This is a genomic window from Brevundimonas sp. SL130 (assembly GCF_026625805.1).
Lineage (GTDB): Bacteria > Pseudomonadota > Alphaproteobacteria > Caulobacterales > Caulobacteraceae > Brevundimonas.
Genome location: NZ_CP113064.1, coordinates 1,966,113 through 1,984,602 on the forward strand (window position 1 = coordinate 1,966,113; position 18,490 = coordinate 1,984,602).

An 18,490-nucleotide genomic window follows, 5' to 3' on the forward strand; every position below is an offset into this window, starting at 1 on the left:
GGGAGGATGGATCAGGAAGGAGAACATAGCAAGAACATTTGTGCGGCACGCCCGGCGAGCTGGGCCGGCGCGAACAAACTGATACAGTTGCTGTTGCTAAGGAGGATTTGTCGGGTGTAGAGGGGCGTAACGTCTTCCCGTGTCGAGAACGCGGGCGGATTGCGTCGCTGATCCGGAGAGTCCCGATGGCCCCCACTCGCTATTCCGCCGTTGCTATCGCCCTGCACTGGGTGATCGCGCTCTGTATCCTGTCGATGATCCCGATGGGATTGTGGATGACTGCGGCCATCGAACAGCCCGACAGTCAGGCCCTGGCCTATCGGGTGTTCCAGATTCACAAGTCGATCGGTTTTCTGATCCTGGCCCTGACCGTGGTGCGGATCGTCTGGCGTCTGACGCATCGACCGCCGGCCCTGCCGGGCGGGATGAAGCGATGGGAAGGCTTTGCGGCCAATGCGACCCATGTGGCCTTTTACGCTCTGATGCTGGCCCTGCCGCTGACGGGGTGGCTGTATGTGTCGACCGGATGGGCCGTGGCGCTGGACCGGGCGCTGGAGGTCGCGACCAGCTGGTTCGGCCTCTTCCCGATCCCGCATCTGCCGGGCGTGGCCGAACTGTCGGCGAGCGTCAGACGGACCCTGGCCTTCCAGGCCATGGGGGCGCATGCGGCGATGGCCTGGGGCGCGGTCGCCCTGATCGCGCTGCACATCGGGGCGGCGTTGAAGCACCAGTTTCTCGACCACGACGGGGTGCTGGCGCATATGGTTCCCTTCCTCAAGCCGGCGGAGGGTCATGCGTCGGCGACGGCCCCAAAGACATCTCCGGCTTCGCCCTGGGTCGAGCGGGGCGTGGGCGTGGCCCTGATCGCGGTCGTGGCCATGGCCGGCGCGGTCGCGGCGCGGCCCGACCCCAAGCCCAGTCTGGACATGAGCCGCACAGCGCCGCCCGCGGCGGCCCCGACGCCGGTGTCGGCGCCCGAAACCGCGCCCGAAACCGCAGCTGATCCGGTCGCCGAAGAGGCGCCGGCCGAGACAGCTGTGGAGGCCGGCGTCTGGACGATCAATCGCGCGGCCTCCAGCATCGCCTTCGGCGGAACCCAGTCGGGCGACGCCTTCAAGGGGCGGTTCGAACAGTGGACGGGGCAGATCCGCTTCGATCCGCAAGACCTGGCCGGGTCCAAGGCGGTGATCACGGTGCAGACGAACTCGGCCCGCACCGGCGATGCGACCCAGGAGGGGTCTTTGCAGGGCGCCGAATGGTTCGATCCCGCCCAATATCCGACCGCCCGGTTCGAGACGACAGGGTTCCGCGCCCTGGGCGGGGATCGCTACCAGGCGACCGGCACGCTGCGGGTCAAGACGACGACCCTGCGCGTGGTCCTGCCCTTCACCTTCAGCGAGGCTGACGGCGTCGCCACGGTGGCCGGGCGGCTGGAACTGGACCGGACGGCCCTGAACATCGGCATGGAGTCAGACGCGACCGGCGACTGGGTGTCGAAGATGATCGACGTCCAGATCAAGGTCTCGGCGCGACGGGCGGGGTAAGGCGGCCAGCGCGCCGCCGCTTGCCCTGAGGGAAGTCAGGCCTTAGGGGTCCGCGCTCTTGATCAATGATTCAGGGAGCGGTCGATGACCCTCGCACTTCTGTTTCCCGGACAGGGCAGCCAAGCCGTCGGCATGGGCGCGCAACTGGCCGACGCCTTTCAATCCGCCCGCGATGTCTTCGCCGAGGTGGACGAGGCCCTGGGCCAGAAGCTGTCGGTCTTGATGCGCGAAGGCCCCGAGGACCAGCTGACCCTGACCGAGAACGCCCAGCCGGCCCTGATGGCGGTGTCCATGGCGGCGATCCGGGCATTGAAGGTCGAGTTCGGGTTCGACGTGGCGACGGCGGCCTATGTGGCCGGTCACTCGCTGGGCGAATATTCGGCCCTGGCGGCGGCGGGGGCGATCTCGCTGTCGGATACGGCGCGGCTGCTGAAACTGCGCGGCCAGGCCATGCAGCGGGCGGTTCCGGTGGGGCAGGGGGCGATGGCCTCGCTGATCGGGCCCAAGACCGATCTGGCCCTGGCCGAGGCCGCTGCGGCGGCGGGCGCCGAGGTCGGCGTCTGCGTGGTCGCCAATGACAACAACGCCGGAAACATCGTCATCTCGGGCGAGAAGGCGGCTGTGGACCGGGCTATCGAGAAGGCCAAGGAACTGGGGGCGCGGGCGATCCCGCTGAACGTCTCGGCGCCCTTCCACTGCCCGCTGATGCAGCCGGCGGCGGACGAGATGGCGGCGGCCCTGGCCTCGGCGACCATCCTGGCTCCGGCGGTTCCCGTGGTGGCCAATGTTCTGGCGCGGCCGGAACGCGATCCAGAGGTGATCCGTCGGCTGCTGGTCGAACAGGTCACCGGCCGGGTGCGCTGGCGCGAAAGCATGGAGTGGATGGCGACGCCAGACTCTCAAGGCGGGGGTGGGGCGACCCGCTTCGTCGAGATCGGCTCGGGCAAGGTGCTGACCGGCATGGCCAAGCGGATCGCGCCTGAGGCCGAAAGCCTGCCGCTGAACACGCCGGAAGAGCTGGAAGCCTTCGCCAAGGCTCTGGTCTAAAAACCGTGACACGGGGCTCAGCGATCCTTTGGATCTGGGCGGCGAGCATTGTCCTCGTCTGGATCGCGGTCGCGGTCGATCTTGGGCAACCGCTGTGGGTGCGTCAGCATTCCATTGACCTGACGGCCTATGGGGCCTTCGAAGGTCGGACTTTAACGGTGGGCCACGGGTGGAAATTGCTGGCTTCGCAATGGCTGCACGTCAAGTTTCCGCACATGGTGTTCAACGCCGTCATCATCGGCTTGGTCGGGTCTGCGCTAACGCGGCGGGTGAGTTGGCCGCTGGTTCTGGCATTAGGTCTGATCGGCGGCGCTTTCGGGCAACTGGCGTCAGCGCTGGCGCAGCCTGACGCCTATGTCTCTGGCGCGTCCCAAGCCTATCTGGCGCTGTGTGCGACAGCACTGGTGGTGCTGGACCGCAAGAGCGTCGGCTGGTGGTCTGCGGTCGTGGGCGTAACGGTCAGCGTGGCGCTGGACCTGTTCGTGAGCGGCCATGAGGGCGTAAAGCCCGGACATATCGTACCTTTCGTCATCGGTTTGATCGTTGGCGGCGTTTTTCTATTGTTGGACAGACATCGCCCTGATGGGGTGGTGGTTCGGAGGACATGATGTTCAATCTTGCAGGCAAGACCGCGCTGGTGACCGGCGCGACGGGCGGAATCGGCGGGGCGGTGGCGCGGGCGCTGCACACCCAGGGTGCGACCGTCGTGCTGTCGGGCACGCGCGAGGCGGTGCTGGCGGATCTGGCCAAGGCGCTGGGCGAGCGGGCGCATTTCGCGACGGCGAACCTGTCGGACCCCGAGTCGGTCGATAATCTGGTCGCGGCGGCCGAGGCGGCGGCGGGCGCGCCGCTGGACATCCTGGTGGCCAATGCGGGCATCACCAAGGACGGCCTGCTGATGCGGATGAAGGACGAGGACTTCCAGTCGGTCATCCAGATCAATCTAGAGAGCTATTTCCGCCTGACCCGCGCGGCGGTGAAGGGGATGATGAAGCGTCGTTCGGGTCGAATCATCGGCGTGACCTCGGTCGTCGGCGTGACGGGCAATCCGGGCCAGACCAACTATTCCGCATCCAAGGCCGGCATGATCGGCTTCTCCAAGTCGCTGGCGCAGGAGGTCGGGTCGCGCGGCATCACCGTCAACTGTATCGCCCCGGGCTTCATCGCCTCGCCGATGACGGATGTGCTGAACGAGCAGCAGCGCGAGACCATTCTGGGCCGAATTCCCGCCGGTCGGCTGGGCACGGGCGACGAAATCGCGGCCGCCGCCGTCTATCTGTCGTCGAACGAAGCCGCCTATGTTACGGGTCAGACCCTGCACGTGAACGGCGGCATGGCGATGATCTGATCACGATCACGACACGCTACACCCTATTTCCTGCCCGAAAGCCTGTGCTAAAGGGCAGGGACGCATCGGCGGTTCGGGCTTTCGGGCTTGCGTCGCCTTCGCTGCCGTGAGACGGCGATTTACAAGTTACACCCGCCTCTACGGCGATTTTAAACAGACAGAGAGACACTCATGTCCGACACCCTCGAGCGCGTTCGCAAGATCGTCATCGACCACCTGGACGCCGATCCGGACAAGGTCACGGAAAAAGCCAGCTTCATCGACGACCTGGGCGCCGACTCGCTCGACAACGTCGAGCTGGTGATGGCCTTCGAAGAAGAATTCGACATCGAGATCCCGGATGACGCCGCCGAGCACATCCAGACGGTCGGCGATGCGGTCAAGTTCATCGACGAAAAGTCGGCCGGCTGATCCCAGCCCCCGACTGGCGGCCGAAAGGCTGACGGTTCACAGGGCCGCCCGGCGCTCCTAGCGGAGACGCCCGGCGGCCTTTACTGTTTCTGACCCTTGCGAATCCGCAGTGATTCCTTGGGCCGGGATTGGAGTTTTAGGAGCACGCACCATGCGCCGCGTCGTCGTTACGGGCATCGGTCTGCTGACCCCCCTTGGCTGGGGTGTCGACAAGAGCTGGAAGGGTATCGTCGAGGGGCGGTCGGGCATCGGTCCGATCACCTCGTTCGACACCACGGGCTATGGCTGCACCATCGCCGGCGAAGTGCCGAGCGTTGATGGACGCGGCGGCGGCGGCGAAGGCGACTTCGACCCCGAGAAGATCATGTCCGTCAAGGACAGGAAGCGCGTCGACGACTTCATCCTGTACGCCATAGCGGCGGCGGACGAGGCGCTGCACGACGCCAACTGGAAGCCCGAGACGGACGAGGACAAGGAGCGGACGGGGGTCATGGTCGGCTCCGGCATCGGCGGCCTGGGCGTCATAGCCGAGACGGCCATTGTGCTGAAGGAACAGGGGGTGCGACGCGTCAGCCCCTTCTTCATCCCCAGCGCCCTGATCAATCTGGCGGGCGGGCAGATCTCGATCCGCCACGGCCTGAAGGGCCCGAACCATGCGGCGGTGACCGCCTGCGCCACCGGCGCCCACGCCATCGGCGACGCGGCCCGGATGATCGCCCTGGACGACGCCGACGTCATGGTGGCGGGCGGGGCGGAAAGCTCGGTCGTGCCGATCGGCATCGCCGGCTTCCTGGCCTGCAAGGCCCTGTGCACCGCCTATAATGATACGCCGGAGAAGGCGTCGCGGCCCTATGACCGGGGCCACGCCGGTTTCGTCATGGGCGAGGGCGCCGGGATCCTGGTGCTGGAGGAATACGAACACGCCAAGGCGCGCGGGGCCAAGATCTATGCCGAGGTCGTCGGCTACGGCATGAGCGGCGACGCCCACCACATCACCGCACCGTCCGAAGACGGCGAGGGCGGGGTGCGGGCCATGAAGATGGCGCTGAAGCGGGCGGGCATGGAGCCGTCGGACCTGGATTACGTCAACGCCCACGGCACCTCCACCATGGCCGACTGGATCGAGCTGAAGGGGATCGAGGGTCTGGTCGGCGATCACGCCAAGAACCTGGCCGTCAGCTCCACCAAGTCGATGACGGGCCACCTGCTGGGCGCGGCTGGGGCCATCGAGGCGGCCTTCTGCGTCCTGGCGATCCGGGATCAGGTGGCGCCGCCGACGATCAATCTGGATGACCCGGAGATGGAGACGCCGATCGACCTGGTCCCGAACAAGGCCAAGCCGATGAAGATCGATGTCGCCATGTCCAATAGTTTCGGCTTCGGGGGCACCAACGCCTCGGTGATCTTCAAGAAGGTCGACTGACATGTTCGGACGGGGGCGGGTTGAAAAGGGGCGGGGACGGTCGGGTCTGACGGTGACCTTGCTGACCGCCTCGGCGACGTTCAGCCTGTTCCTGATCGCCGCCCTGGCCATTGTCTGGGGCGTCTATTACGGCCCGGGGCCGGGGGCGCGTCAGGGGGACCAGACGGTCGTCACCCTGGCCAGCGGCTCGGGAGTCTCGGCCATCGCCGCCCAGCTGAAGGCGGCGGGGGTGATCCGCTCGACCGATCTGTTCAAGGCGGCGGCGACCTTTACCGGGGCGGACCGCAAGCTGCGGGCCGGGGAGTATGAGGTGCCGTCGGGAACCTCGCTGGGCGGTGTGCTGAACCTGCTGGTCGAGGGGCGGGTGGTGCGCCATTTCGTCACCCTGCCGGAGGGCTGGTCCTCGGCCCAGGCGCTGGACATCCTGGCCAAGGAGTCGGTGCTGACGGGGACGGTCGCGGTGACGCCCGAAGAGGGCAGCCTGTGGCCCGACACCTATGAGATCGCACGCGGCGACACGCGGCAGTCGGTGATCGACCGGATGCAGCGCGCGGCCAATGAGAACCTGCGGCTGTTGTGGGCCCAGCGGGGGCCGGGCGCCGTGGTGCGCAATCCCGAGGAGGCGGTCATCCTGGCCTCCATCGTCGAGAAAGAAACCGGTCTGGCGGCCGAGCGCCCGCGCGTGGCGGCCGTATTCTCCAATCGGCTGCGGCAGGGGATGCGGCTGGAGAGCGATCCGACCATCGTCTACGGCCTGACCCAGGGGCGGCCCCTGGGGCGCGGCATTCGCCGTTCCGAACTGCAGCGCGAGACGGCCTGGAACACCTATCAGATCGACGGCCTGCCGCCGACGCCGATCGCCAATCCGGGCAAGGACGCTCTGGCGGCCGTGCTGAACCCGCCGGCGGACCAGGCCCTGTTCTTCGTCGCCGACGGATCGGGCGGCCACGCCTTCGCCGCCACCTATGAAGAGCATCTGCGCAATGTCGCGCGCTGGCGTCAGATCGAGCGCCAGAAGGCGGGCCTGCCGGCGGAAGCGCCGACGCCGGCCGCGCCGGACGCCACCACTGCGCCGATGACCGACCCCAGCGATCAGGCCACCATCACACTGCCCGCGGGCGCGAGCCAAGGTCTGAGATGAGCCTGATTTCAGGAATGACGGGCTTCGGTCGGGCCGAGGGCGCCGGTCACGGCTGGACCTGGTCGGTCGAGGCGCGCTCTGTCAACGGGCGTAATCTGGAGGTCCGGTTTCGAGGGCCGAACGGATTCGACGCCCTGGACCGGGCGGCCAAGACAGCGGGGCAGGCGCGGTTTGCGCGCGGCCAGATCACGGTCGGCGTCCACGCCAAGCGTGTCGAGGGCGGCGAGGCGGCGGTCACGATCAATGCGGCGGTGCTGGCCCGCTATCTGACCCTGGCCAATGAACTGGCCGAGGACGGGGCCACGCCGCCGTCCGCCGACGGCCTGCTAGCCCTGCGCGGCGTCATCGAGACGCCGGAAGACGTCGAGGATCCCGAGGCGCGCGCGGCGCTGGAGATCGCGATGGCGCGCACGGTGGAAGAAGCGCTGGACGCCCTGAAGGGCTCACGCCATGCCGAGGGCGCACAGCTGGCCCCGCTGTTGTTGGACTTCATCACGCGTATCGAGACGCTGGTGGCGGCCGCCGAGGGCGAGGCTCAGGCCCAGGTCGAGGCGATCCGGGGCCGGTTCAGCCGCCGTATGGCCGAACTGGCGCCCGATGCGCCGGGCCTGGAGGACCGGATCTTCCTGGAAGCGGCGGCCCTGGCGGCCAAGGCCGATGTGCGCGAGGAGCTGGACCGGCTGACGGCCCATGTCGGCGCGGCGCGTCAGTTGATGGCGTCGCCGCCGGCAGGACGGAAGCTGGATTTTTTGATCCAGGAATTCATGCGCGAGGCCAACACCCTCTGCTCGAAATCGGCTACGACCGCGCTCACCGGAATCGGCCTCGAGCTGAAGGCCGTCATCGAACAGTTGCGTGAACAGGTCCAGAATGTCGAATGAACGCTCGCCCCGCCGGGGCGTCCTCCTGATCGTCGCCAGCCCGTCGGGCGCAGGCAAGACGTCGCTGTGCCGCCGGTTGATGGCGGATCACGGGGGGCTGGAGCTGTCCGTCTCGATGACGACGCGGGGTATTCGTCCCGGCGAGGTCGACGGACGCGACTATAATTTCGTTGATCGCGAGCGATTCCAGAAGCTGATCGACGCCGACGCCTTCCTGGAATGGGCCGATGTTCACGGCAATCTGTACGGCAGCCCGCGCGGCCCCGTGGACCGCGCCCTGGCCGAGGGCCGCGACGTGCTGTTCGACATCGACTGGCAAGGCGCGCGTGACGTGGCCGAGAAATGCCCGGAGGATGCGGTGCGGGTGTTCATCCTGCCGCCCAGCCTGGAAGAACTGCGTCGCCGCCTGATCACCCGGTCGCAGGATTCGGACGATGTGATCGAGCGCCGCGTCGCCAACGCCAAGGGCGAGATCGAACACTGTGACGCCTTCGACTATGTGATCGTGAACGAGGATTTCGACCGGTCGTACGCCGAACTGGCGCACATCTATCATGCCGAGCGTTCGCGCCGGTTCCGCAATCTGTGGGTGGGCGACTACAAGGCCGCCTTGATGCGCGAGCCGGTCTGAGGCGAACCCGGTCCAGGGCGATCAATCTGAGAAGAACAACGACACCGCGGCCGGCGGAGGGGGGACAAAGCCGCCGCGGTGTCGTCTTCGGCTGAGGGCGGTGACGACATCGCGCCAGGCGGGGGCGTCCTACGCGATGTCGTCTTCAGCGCTACTCAACTGCACCCCTTATCCCACAACAGGGGTTCCAGAGGGTAAATTTCTATCTAGGGGCGATTGCTTAGGTACGCGGCACGATTGCCGAATCGTTTGCGGTCAGAGCGGCGTCCGCGCCGCAAACCAGGGCGTGATTCGCGCTAGAGCCGTCTCGACCTCGGGCGTTGAGACGGCGAAGCTAATGCGGATGAAGCGGTGGCCGTCGACGGGATCGAAATCGACGCCGGGCGCGGTAGCCACACCGGTATCGCGCAGGAGTTGTTCGCAGAAGGCCACGCTGTCGTTCGTCAGATGGCCGATGTCCGCCCAGATGTAGAAGGCCCCGTCGGGCGGGGCGATCTTTCTCAAACCGAGGGCGGGGAGCGCCGCCAGCATCAGGTCGCGGTTGCGGGCGTAGGTCTGGATATGACCCTCGAGCTCGTTGATCGCGTCCATGGCCACCAGGCCGGCGTGCTGGCTGAGGCTGGGCGGGGTCAGGAACATGTTGCCGATATAGGCGCGGGCGGCGTCGACCAGGGCGTCAGGGACCAGCAGCCAGCCTAGTCGCCAGCCGGCCATGCTCCAGTATTTGGAGAAGCTGTTGATCACCATGGCGTCGGGGGCGAACTGCAGCATCGACGGGGTCGGGCCGACGTAGGACAGACCATGATAGATCTCGTCCGACAGGATGGCGATGTTTCGCGCACGGCAGACTTCGGCGATGGCGGCGAGCTCGCCCTCGGGGATGATGGTCCCGGTCGGATTGGCGGGGCTGGCGATGATGACACCGGCGGGGGCGGGGTCGAGCGCCTCGAGCTGGGCGGCGGTCAGCTGGAACCGGGTCTCGGGACCGCAGGCGATCTCGACCGGCTCCAGATGCAGGGCGCGCAGGCTGTTGCGATAGGCGACATAGCCGGGACGGGCCAGGGCGATTCGGTCGCCGGGCTTGAACCGGGCGCTGAGGGCCAGGACCAGGGCGGGCGAGGCCCCGCAGGTCAGCAGGATATTGGCGGGATCGACCGTCACGCCGTAACGGTCCTGATACAGGCGGGCGATGCGGGCGCGCAGTTCGGGGCTTTCCCAATAGCCCATGCCGTCAGCGTCCAGCACCTGGTGCGCACGGGCGATGGCGGCGGCGGGGGCGCCGGTCGAGGGCTGGCCGAACTCCATATGGATGATCGAACGGCCTTCGGCCTTCAACTGGTGCGCCAGGCGGCTGACGGTGATGGCGCGGAAGGGTTCGACGGTCATGGGATCACTTACGTTCAAAGCGTTGTGTCATGGTGGACAAGAGCCAGACCGTTCCCATGCACACCACACCTCCCGCCACCAGCATCCAGCCGGTCGGCGTAGGATGGACATCAATCCAGTCAGGATCGACGCTGAGGTAGCAACCCCAGGCGCCGTGAGTCACGATGTTGATCAGTCCCGCGTTGATGATGTGTAGAGAGCAGGCATAGCCGATGGCTCTTGAGGCGACGCCCACACCCCAATAGATCGTGAAGAAGAGGAGGGCCATGCTCGATGCACCGGCGAACCAGGGCGTGTCCTGTATGACGGACAGGACATTGCAGGATTGGCCCATCGCCCTGCTGAAAGCCCCCAGAGCAAACTGCGCGAACAAGCCGAAAACCATCACTACGCAGAAGATGACTCTAGGCCAGTGATGACGGCGACGTAGCGGCAATACGCTGTGCTCTATGTCGCCCAAGGTATCACGTCCTACTGCAGCGCATCGGCGATGCGCAGGAAACCCGCCACGTCCACCGTCTCAGCTCGCACGTCCGGTTCGATGCCGGCGGCCTCGCACAGGGCGGCCCCGCCGAGTTGTTTCAGGCTGGAGCGCAGCATCTTGCGGCGCTGGCCGAAGGCGGCGGCGGTGACGCGTTCCAGCTTCTTCAGACGTTCGGGCGACGGGCGCTCGTCCAGCGGAATCAGATGGACCACGGCCGAGGCCACCTTGGGCGGCGGGGTGAAGGCGGCGGCGGGCAGGTGCATGACGATGCGGGCGGTGCAGACGGCCTGGGAGATGACCGCCAGACGGCCATAGGCGTCCTCGCCTGGCCCGGCGGCCACGCGCTCGGCGACTTCCTTCTGGAACATCAGGGTCAGGCTGTGGGGCAGCCAGGGGCCGGTCAGCCATTTGATCAGCAGGGGCGTGCCGACGTTGTAGGGCAGGTTGGAGACCAGATGGGTCGGGCCGGAGACCAGATCGGCCTCCTTCACCTTCAGGGCGTCGGCCTCGACGATGGTCAGGCGGCCGGAGCCGTCGTCCAGCTCGGTCAGCAGGGGGATGAAGCGCGGATCTTTTTCGACCAGGACCACGGGGCCGGCGTCGGATTCCAGCAGGGCGCGGGTCAGGCCGCCGGGGCCGGGACCGACCTCAATCACCGCCCGGCCCTCGAACGGGCCTGCGAGGCGGACGATCTTGCGCGTCACATTGAGGTCCAGCAGGAAATGCTGGCCGAAGCTCTTCTTGGCCAGCAGGCCGTGGGCGTCGAGGGTTTCGCGGAGGGAGGGAAGGTCGTTGGCCAAGAAATATTCCGCTCATCCCCGCGAAAGCGGGGAGCCAGTTCTTTCAGAGCACCGGCCCTGGATCAGTTGAGGCATCCATAGACCAACGGACGGCGCGCCCAAAGCTCTGGGTCCCCGCTTTCGCGGGGATGAGCGGACAAAAATCTAGCGCGCCCTCGCCGCCGCCATCTCCGATGCCAACCGAATGGCGGCGATCAGGCTGTCGGGACGAGCGATTCCCTTGCCGGCGATGTCGAAACCCGTGCCGTGGTCGGGCGAGGTGCGGATGACGGGCAGGCCCAGCGACACGTTCACGCCGCCCCAGAAGTCGAGGGTCTTGACCGGGATCAGGGCCTGGTCGTGGTACATGCAGATCGCCGCGTCATAGGTGGCGCGGGCGTCGTCATGGAACAGGGTGTCGGCGGGTCTGGGGTCGGTGATGTCGATCCCCTCGGCGCGCAGCTGTCGGGCGACCGGGATTAGGATGTCGATTTCCTGAAGCCCCAGGGCGCCGCCTTCGCCCGCGTGCGGGTTCAGGGCGGCCATGGCCAGGCGAGGACGGGCGATGGCGAAGTCGCGTTTCAGGCTTTCGTGGACGACGCGGGCGGTGCGAGCCACGCGCTCGGCGGTGACCAGTTCGGGCACCTGGTCCAGGGCGACGTGAATGGTGACCAGACAGGCGCGCAGGTCGCGGGCGGTCAGCATCATGACTGGACCGCGCGTGCCGGCGTAGGGGGCGTCGGCGGTCAGTTCAGCGATGAATTCGGTGTGGCCCGGAAAGCGGAAGCCCGAGGCGTACATGGGCGCCTTGGCGATCGGGGCCGTGACCAGGCCTGAGGCTTCGCCGGACAGGACGAAGCTGACAGCCTCCTCGATCCCGTCGGCGACGGCGGAGGCATTGGCGGGATCGGGGGTTCCGACCACGACCGGGGCGGGCAGGGGACGGTGGATGACCGGCAAGGCTCGCGCGAATCGGTCAAGGGCGTCGGCGGGGCTGTTGACCTCGCTGACCGCCAGGCCCTGGGCCCGCAAAAGCGCGGCGTCGCCGATGACGGCGAAGGCCAGGGGTTCGGTGTTGAGCGCTCGCCAGGCGGCGGCCACGATCTCTGGCCCGACGCCGGCGGGTTCGCCCAGCGTCAGGACCAGAGGCCGGGTCATTTGAACTCGATGAGCGCGTCGTTGCGCAGGTCGCGCAGGTAGCGGCGCTCGAGCACGGCCATGTTCTGGGACCGCAGGCGGCCCTCGACCTGTTGGCGATTCGGAGCTTCCGGGCCGCCGACGCGACGGCCGCAGACGGCGACCAGGTGCAGGCCCAGCGGGGTGCGGATCGGGGTTGAGACCGAACCGATTTCGCCGGTGCGGGCGAACTGCTGGAACTGGGGCGCCAGGTCGGCGACGTCCGATTCGCCGAGGTCGGACCCGATGACGCCGGCCGTTGCGCGAGACTGGGACAGGATGTTGTCGCAGTTCAGACCCTGACGCATGGCGTCCAGCGTACGGGTCGCGGCGGCGAGGTCGGCTTCCGACGCGGTTTCGGGCAGTTCGACCATCAGTTGCTTCAGCGACACCAGGCTGGTCGCCGCGCCGTCGCGCTTGTCGCGCATATAGATGATGTAGACTCCGCCATCGACCGGGACCGGGTTGGACAGCTGGCCGGGCTGAAGCTGGTCGAAGATGCTCTGAAGGGCGGGCTGGACCGTGCCCTTGACCACCCAGCCGGCGTCGCCGGGGACGCGGGCCGAGGCCGAGGGGGCCGACGAGAACTGCTGGGCCACGGCCTGGAAGGGGGCGCCCTGGATGATCTGCTGCACCAGCTGGCGCGCGCCGTTCACGGCGGCTTCCTGGCCGCCGACGCGGGCGGCCTCGATGTAGATTTCGCCGATCAGATACTGGGGCTGGGCGGCCGCATCATTGAGGCGACGGACTTCCTGGTCGACCTGAAGCGTGCTGGGCCGGGCGCGGCTGTTGAAACGACCGGGCACCAGCTGGCCCCAGCCGATCTCGGTGCGCAGGCTCTCACGGAAGGCGCTGGGCCGGATGCCGCCCTGTTCGAGGAACTCCATATAGGCGGCAGGGGCGACCCCGGCCTGACGGGCCATCTGGGCGATTTCCTCGTCGATTTCCTGGTCGGAAATCTTGAGGGTCTCGAACTTTGTGATCTCCTGAGCCTTCAGGCGCTCTTCGATAAGACGGTTCAAGGCGGCCTGCTGGATCGCCGGCAGGTTCTGCTCGGTCGGCTGGACCTGCGAAGAGGCGATCAGCATCAGCATCTGCTGGCGCAGGTCGAAGCCGGTGATGATCTTGTCATTCACCGTGGCGACGATGCCGTCGGCCATTTCGAACTGAGGCGCAGGACGAGCGGCGGCGGGGCCGTCGCCTGCGGCAGGATTAGGCGCTCCGGCGGCAGGCGCCTGCTGAACGACCGGAGTGGACGCCGTTTGACCCTGGGCCGAACCGGCGAGGAGGGCCGCCGCGAGCGCAGCCCCCGTCGAATAACGCATCAAACCCATTGGTCGTCCTGATTCCTCACAGCGGTCCATCTGCCGGGTCGGCAGGCCGTCGCGCCCCGTAAAGCGTCATGCTCAACGCATCTCGCCCTGTCCATAACCTGAACCTCCGAAAGTGGCGAGGTTTAGGCGTACATAGATCCCCTCTGAAGTGCCGCTGGCCCGAACGCGCGTATTGTTGCGGCGATAGCCGAACTCGACACGGAAACAGTCGTCGTCAAACAGAAGGCCGACCTCCTGGCGGGTGATGATATTGCCCTCGAGGTCGGCGATGCCGGCGACCGCGACGCCCCAGTTCCCATAGACGAACTGCTGCGCCGTCAGTTGCACGAACTCGTAATTGCGATTCAGGTCGCCGGCGAGGGGATTGGAACGGTCGATGATATAGCTGACCGTAGCCAGGTTCCGCCTGCCCCAGCGACCGTCGATCGCCGCCTCGCCGCGGTGGATGTCGCCCGAGCCGTCGAAGGTAGCATGGCCCCAGCTGCGGATCCTGTCAGAGGGCGAGAAACTGCCCTGTACGACCCAGTCCGACGCCGATGAGGCCAGGCCGGTCGGGTCGTACAGCTGGCCGGTCGTGCTGTCGGGAATGGTGGTGCGGAAGGCGTCCTCGTCGTCGGCGCGATAGCTGCGGCCGACAAACAGGCTGGCGCTGCGGCCCTCGGACCATCGAATCGTCGCCCGACCGCCGGCCGTGAGCCGTGCGCCGCCTTCCACTAGATCGTAGCCGGAGAAGCGGTCCATGCGGAACAGCGAGGATTCGTCGAGCTCGATCACCTGCGAATCCTCGTTGGGAATGCGCGGATCTATGTCGGCCTTGTTGGATATTGAAACCTGGACGACAGGCTCCAGGATGATGTCGGCGCGCTGGGTGCGGCGGATCAACGGATAGCTGAGATCGACCCCGGCGCTGGCGCGGGTCCGGCTGAGGCTTTCGTCGCTCTCGACCCCCATCATCGGCGGGAGGTCGGACAGGGAATAGAGATCGACGCGGGTGTCGATGAAGGGTTCGATCCGAAGGCCGGGGCCGGTGATGAAGACGCGGCGCCATTCAGCCTGGGCGGTGAGGCGGCGGCTGTCTACGCCGGACAGACCGGTCGTGTCGGTCGGCACGATGTCCGGATTCAGGACAGGGGCGCCGACGAAGCTGTCGCGATACAGCGAGACGGCCGAGCCCTTGACCCGCAGACGTCCGCCGAAGATGGGGCCGGCGGGCTCCCAGCGGGCGTCGACCAGGGGGGCGACCAGGGGCAAGGTGTCGTCGTTCTCGAACACCTTGAAGCCAGCGGCGTCGCGGAAGTCATTGTCTTCGAAGGCCGGATCCAGACGCAGGCTCTGGATGGAGAAGGCGGCGACCGATACATAGGAGCGATCGGTCTGGCGTTCGGCGTAGATCTGGCTGATCAGCCGGCGACGGTCGCCGTAATAGAGGCCGTTGTCCTGGTACGGATCCCGAATGTCGTAGCGGTCGAACAGGGTCTTGTCCGAGGTGCGTTCGGCGGTGAAACCGAAGCGCCAGGGGCCCTGGGGGTCGAACTCGCCGTGCGACAACAGGTAGGAGCGGTGCTCCTTGTCCCCGAATCGGACATTGCTTTCGTAATCGCCGTCGCCATCCAGGTCGAAGTCGCCGAAGTTCCGCTCATAGGTGTAGCCGCCGCGCGCGACGATGGAGCCCTCGGCGAAACGTCGGCGCCACTGCAGGTTCAGCAGGGGGGCGACCTCGGTGTTGATCTGCGGGCTGATCAGCCAGTCTTCCGACGGCGAGACGACGTGCAGATAGGGCAGTTCGACCGAGACGCCGCGCCCCTCGTCATAGTTGATGATCGGGACGAGCAGACCCGAGGCCCGCTCTACTGTCGGGTCGGGGTGAGCGAAAAACGGGGTGTAGAAGACCGGTACGCCGCCGACACGGAATATGGCGTTCCGATAGATGACGGCGCGAAGGGCCTCGTCCTGGACCACTTTTTCGGCCTGGATCGAGATGCTGGGCGTCTTTGGCCCGTCGGCGTCGCAGATGGGGCAGGGCGTGAAAATGGCGTAGCTCAGCTCGTTCACACGCTCGCTGCGTCGAACCGCCGTCGCCGCCATAAGACTGGCGCCGTTCTCCAGCCGCGTTGCGAAATCTACCGCGACCGCCGCCTTCAGATCCCGGTCGGTCTCCAGGTGGCTGGCGTAGACCACTGTGCCGTCGGCCGAGATCGCCTCGACCTGGCCGCCGATGGAGGCCGCGCCGGTGGAAAGATCATAGGCCAGGTCATCGCCGCGCAGGACGTTGCCGTCGGTGCGCAGATAGACCCGGTCGTCGCCGTCGCCTTGCGCCGTGATGACGTCGCCTGTGCGGCCCGCCGAGGCGGCGTCGACATAGACCGCGCCTTTCGACAGCCCATCCGAAGCCGGAGCCGCCTGGGCCAGGACTTCGCCGGCGAACGGAACGCAGACGAACAGCGCCGCGCCGGCGAGGAGCCGAGCCCGGAATGTCTTGGAACGCTGATCGCGATCACCCTGCATGAAGCATCCGTCTGTCTTGAGCGAGGCGTTCGCTTAGCCGTCTTCGGTATAGAACAGCAAGGTGAAGGCGGCGAGGCCCGTCAATAGAGGCGGCAGCCAGGCCGCCACGACCGGCGGAATGACCTCGGCCGAGCCCATGGCGGACGAGAACTGGTTCAGGAAGAAGAAGGCGAACCCCAGCACCACGGCCGCGACGCTCATCTTCGCCAGATCGCCCAGCCGCATCAGGCGCAGCGAGAAGGCGGCCGCCAGAATGGACATGGCCGCAAAGACAAGGGGGGTGGCCAGCAATTGCTGGAACCGCAACTGGTATGCGGTGGAGGCGAAACCGGCGTTCTCGATTCGCTTGATCTGGTTCGGCAGGGACCAGAAGGGCGTGGACTGGGGACGGGCGAACCGCTCGAACGCCTCTTCGTCCGCCAGGCTGGAGATCAGGTCGAGGCTGGAATAGGTGACGGCCCGCTGGCCGATACTGGCGCCGACAGCGTTGGTCAGCCGCCAGCGACCGGCGCTGAGGGCGGCGGACTGGGCGTCAATCCGCTCCGAGAAGTCGCGATTGCCCGAGGCGTCCGTCGTATAGATGAAGAAGGTGACGTCCAGCAGCCGGGCGTTGGCGCGATCCTGGCGGCCGGCGCGGATGATCATCTGGCGCTGCTCGTCGCCTTCGCGCAGCCAGATGGCGGCGTTCGAGCTTGCGTCCGGGGCGGCGCCGGAGATGCGGGCCCGTTCACGCTGCCACAGGCCGTCGCCGGCCGAGGCGAGGGGGCCGAGCACGGTCACGGTAAGCATGCCCAACACGAGGGACATGCCCGCGGCCGGAAGGACGAAGCGCCAGGCCGACACGCCAGCCGCACGCATCGCGATCAGTTCGCTGCGTCGGTTCAGGCCGATATAGGCGGCCAGAGTGCCGAACAGGAAGACGAAGGGCAGCAGCTGCACGACCACCGACGGCGACTTCAGCGCCACCAGGCCAAGGATGCGCAGGGCCGACAGATCCTGGTCCGAGCCGACGCCGCGCGACACCTCGACGAAGTCGATCAGCATCACCAAGGCCCCGATCACAGCGAGGGCGACGCCCAGGGCGCGAAGCTGCTGGGCCAGGACATAGCGTTCGATCCGGCCCAGACGGGGCGGATGGAGCGAGGACAAGGACGGCAGGGCCAGGGTCATGCGAACCTCGCGCGGAACTGAGCCCGCATCCGGTCGATGATCGGATGTTCGCGACGTCTTCGCGGCTTCAGGGCGCGGAACAGCAGACGGGCCGCCAGGGCCACGGCGACGAGCGGCGCCAGATATTGAAGGATGTTCATCCAGGGATTCCAGGCGCTGGCGGCGACCAGCCCATAGCCGATCACCCGAACCAGCAGGAAGGCCCCAGCGGCCTTGGCGATGCGGATCGCATAGCCGGTGCGGCTGAAGGATCCGCCCATGATGGCGGCCAGAGCAAGCGCGACGGCGACCAGGGCGTAGAGCGGAGCCGAGATACGGGCATGCGCCTCGGCCAGCAGTTCGTCGCGCGATCCCGCAGTCTCGAGAACGCGGGGCGTGGGGTTCAACAGCTGCCGTAGATAGAGGTCCGCCGGCTTGTAGCGGATCTGCTCGGTGACGGCGGAGAACTGACCCAGGGGGAAGTCGTACCGGTCGAAGGACAGGGTCTCCAGCACGCCGCGTGACGAGTATTTCTGCCACGAGCCGTCGATCATGGTCAGGACCGGTTCGTTAGCGGCGTCGCGGCCGAACCGGGCCTCGGCCGCGCTCCAGTTCTGGGTCGATTTGCCGTCGTCCAGATAGACGAACATGTTCTTCAGCAGGCCGTTCTGCTCGATCTGCTGGACATAGACGGTGAGCCCGTCGGGCCCCTGGACGAACTGGCCCTCCTCGACCAGCAGGGCGGCGAGGTCGGTGCGGATGGCGAAGGCCTGGTTGCGGGCTTCCCGCTGGCCCCAGGGCTGGGCGAACAGGGTCATGGCCAGGTTGAGGATGAGCACGATCATGGCCAGCCGCGCCGCCGGCGCGATCACCTGCCAACGCGTCATGCCGCCGGCGAAGGCGGCCGTCAGTTCCTGCTCGCGTTGCATGCGGGTCAGGGCGATCAGAACCCCGACGAACAGGCCGATCGGCAGGATGACCGCCAGCAGCTGGGGCAGGGCCAGAAGGGTCAGTTTGACCATCACCCACACGCTCTGGCCACGCTCGACGATGACCTCGAGCTGGTCCAAGCTCTGGCTCAGAATTCCGATTCCGGCCAAAGAGGCGCAGGCTGCAACCACAGGCAGCGAAATCTGGCGGAAAAGGTATCTTTGGATAAGGGTCATGGGCGGATGGACTTCGCCCGGTTGCAGGCGGCGATAATGAGGCGCATCTAGTAGCACAGGAGGGCGCGTCCGCGACAAGCAGACG

17 protein-coding genes are annotated in these 18,490 nt (G+C 66.9%); 9 read left to right on the forward strand and 8 right to left on the reverse strand.

Going from position 1 to position 18,490, the window contains the following annotated elements; all coding sequences use genetic code 11:
• Window positions 1-185 precede the first annotated feature (185 nt).
• From OU998_RS09740 to gmk, 9 genes are all read left to right on the forward strand, one after another.
• On the forward strand, window positions 186-1,544 hold the full coding sequence (locus OU998_RS09740; protein ID WP_267513191.1) for a cytochrome b/b6 domain-containing protein: 1,359 nt from the start codon (window positions 186-188) through the stop codon (window positions 1,542-1,544).
• Between the two features lie 84 nt (window positions 1,545-1,628).
• Complete coding sequence (gene fabD / locus OU998_RS09745; protein WP_267513193.1) at window positions 1,629-2,591, forward strand: ACP S-malonyltransferase; 963 nt, start codon at window positions 1,629-1,631, stop codon at window positions 2,589-2,591.
• A 5-nt stretch (window positions 2,592-2,596) separates the two neighbouring features.
• Window positions 2,597-3,199 (forward strand): rhomboid family intramembrane serine protease, encoded by a 603-nt coding sequence (locus OU998_RS09750; protein WP_267513195.1) that lies wholly within the window; start codon window positions 2,597-2,599, stop codon window positions 3,197-3,199.
• A complete protein-coding gene (fabG, locus tag OU998_RS09755) occupies window positions 3,199-3,939 on the forward strand; it encodes a 3-oxoacyl-[acyl-carrier-protein] reductase (protein WP_267513197.1) in 741 nt (246 codons plus the stop codon). Before OU998_RS09750 ends, fabG begins: the two co-directional genes overlap by 1 nt.
• Before the next feature lie 171 nt (window positions 3,940-4,110).
• A complete protein-coding gene (locus tag OU998_RS09760; protein WP_008264317.1) occupies window positions 4,111-4,350 on the forward strand; it encodes an acyl carrier protein in 240 nt (79 codons plus the stop codon).
• A gap of 151 nt (window positions 4,351-4,501) precedes the next feature.
• Window positions 4,502-5,773: a beta-ketoacyl-ACP synthase II gene (gene fabF, locus OU998_RS09765; RefSeq protein ID WP_267513214.1), complete on the forward strand. Its 1,272-nt coding sequence runs from the start codon at window positions 4,502-4,504 to the stop codon at window positions 5,771-5,773.
• Window position 5,774: 1 nt separating this feature from the next.
• Window positions 5,775-6,914 (forward strand): endolytic transglycosylase MltG, encoded by a 1,140-nt coding sequence (gene mltG, locus OU998_RS09770; protein ID WP_267513217.1) that lies wholly within the window; start codon window positions 5,775-5,777, stop codon window positions 6,912-6,914.
• Window positions 6,911-7,795 (forward strand): YicC/YloC family endoribonuclease, encoded by an 885-nt coding sequence (locus OU998_RS09775; protein WP_267513218.1) that lies wholly within the window; start codon window positions 6,911-6,913, stop codon window positions 7,793-7,795. The genes mltG and OU998_RS09775 overlap by 4 nt, the downstream gene beginning before the upstream one ends.
• The gene (gene gmk, locus OU998_RS09780; RefSeq protein ID WP_267513219.1) at window positions 7,785-8,426 is read left to right on the forward strand and encodes a guanylate kinase; all 642 of its coding nucleotides are present in this window, start codon (window positions 7,785-7,787) and stop codon (window positions 8,424-8,426) included. The genes OU998_RS09775 and gmk overlap by 11 nt, the downstream gene beginning before the upstream one ends.
• A 255-nt stretch (window positions 8,427-8,681) precedes the next feature.
• Here gmk and OU998_RS09785 read toward each other — a convergent pair whose 3' ends face one another.
• From OU998_RS09785 to OU998_RS09820, 8 genes are all read right to left on the reverse strand, one after another.
• Window positions 8,682-9,812 carry a pyridoxal phosphate-dependent aminotransferase gene (locus OU998_RS09785; protein ID WP_267513221.1) on the reverse strand — a complete coding sequence of 377 codons (1,131 nt, stop codon included), beginning with the start codon at window positions 9,810-9,812 and terminating at the stop codon, window positions 8,682-8,684.
• 4 nt (window positions 9,813-9,816) lie between these two features.
• On the reverse strand, window positions 9,817-10,272 hold the full coding sequence (locus tag OU998_RS09790; protein ID WP_267513222.1) for a hypothetical protein: 456 nt from the start codon (window positions 10,270-10,272) through the stop codon (window positions 9,817-9,819).
• Window positions 10,273-10,283: 11 nt separating this feature from the next.
• Window positions 10,284-11,096 (reverse strand): 16S rRNA (adenine(1518)-N(6)/adenine(1519)-N(6))-dimethyltransferase RsmA, encoded by an 813-nt coding sequence (gene rsmA / locus OU998_RS09795; protein WP_267513223.1) that lies wholly within the window; start codon window positions 11,094-11,096, stop codon window positions 10,284-10,286.
• A 144-nt stretch (window positions 11,097-11,240) separates the two neighbouring features.
• Window positions 11,241-12,233, reverse strand: coding sequence for a 4-hydroxythreonine-4-phosphate dehydrogenase PdxA (gene pdxA, locus OU998_RS09800; protein WP_267513224.1), 993 nt, complete (start codon window positions 12,231-12,233; stop codon window positions 11,241-11,243).
• Window positions 12,230-13,585, reverse strand: coding sequence for a peptidylprolyl isomerase (locus OU998_RS09805; RefSeq protein WP_267513225.1), 1,356 nt, complete (start codon window positions 13,583-13,585; stop codon window positions 12,230-12,232). Before OU998_RS09805 ends, pdxA begins: the two co-directional genes overlap by 4 nt.
• Window positions 13,586-13,657: 72 nt before the next feature.
• Window positions 13,658-16,090 carry an LPS-assembly protein LptD gene (locus tag OU998_RS09810; protein WP_267513226.1) on the reverse strand — a complete coding sequence of 811 codons (2,433 nt, stop codon included), beginning with the start codon at window positions 16,088-16,090 and terminating at the stop codon, window positions 13,658-13,660.
• A gap of 33 nt (window positions 16,091-16,123) precedes the next feature.
• The gene (gene lptG / locus OU998_RS09815; protein ID WP_267513227.1) at window positions 16,124-17,260 is read right to left on the reverse strand and encodes an LPS export ABC transporter permease LptG; all 1,137 of its coding nucleotides are present in this window, start codon (window positions 17,258-17,260) and stop codon (window positions 16,124-16,126) included.
• Window positions 17,257-18,405, reverse strand: coding sequence for an LptF/LptG family permease (locus OU998_RS09820; RefSeq protein ID WP_267513228.1), 1,149 nt, complete (start codon window positions 18,403-18,405; stop codon window positions 17,257-17,259). The genes lptG and OU998_RS09820 overlap by 4 nt, the downstream gene beginning before the upstream one ends.
• Between the last annotated feature and the right edge of the window lie 85 nt (window positions 18,406-18,490).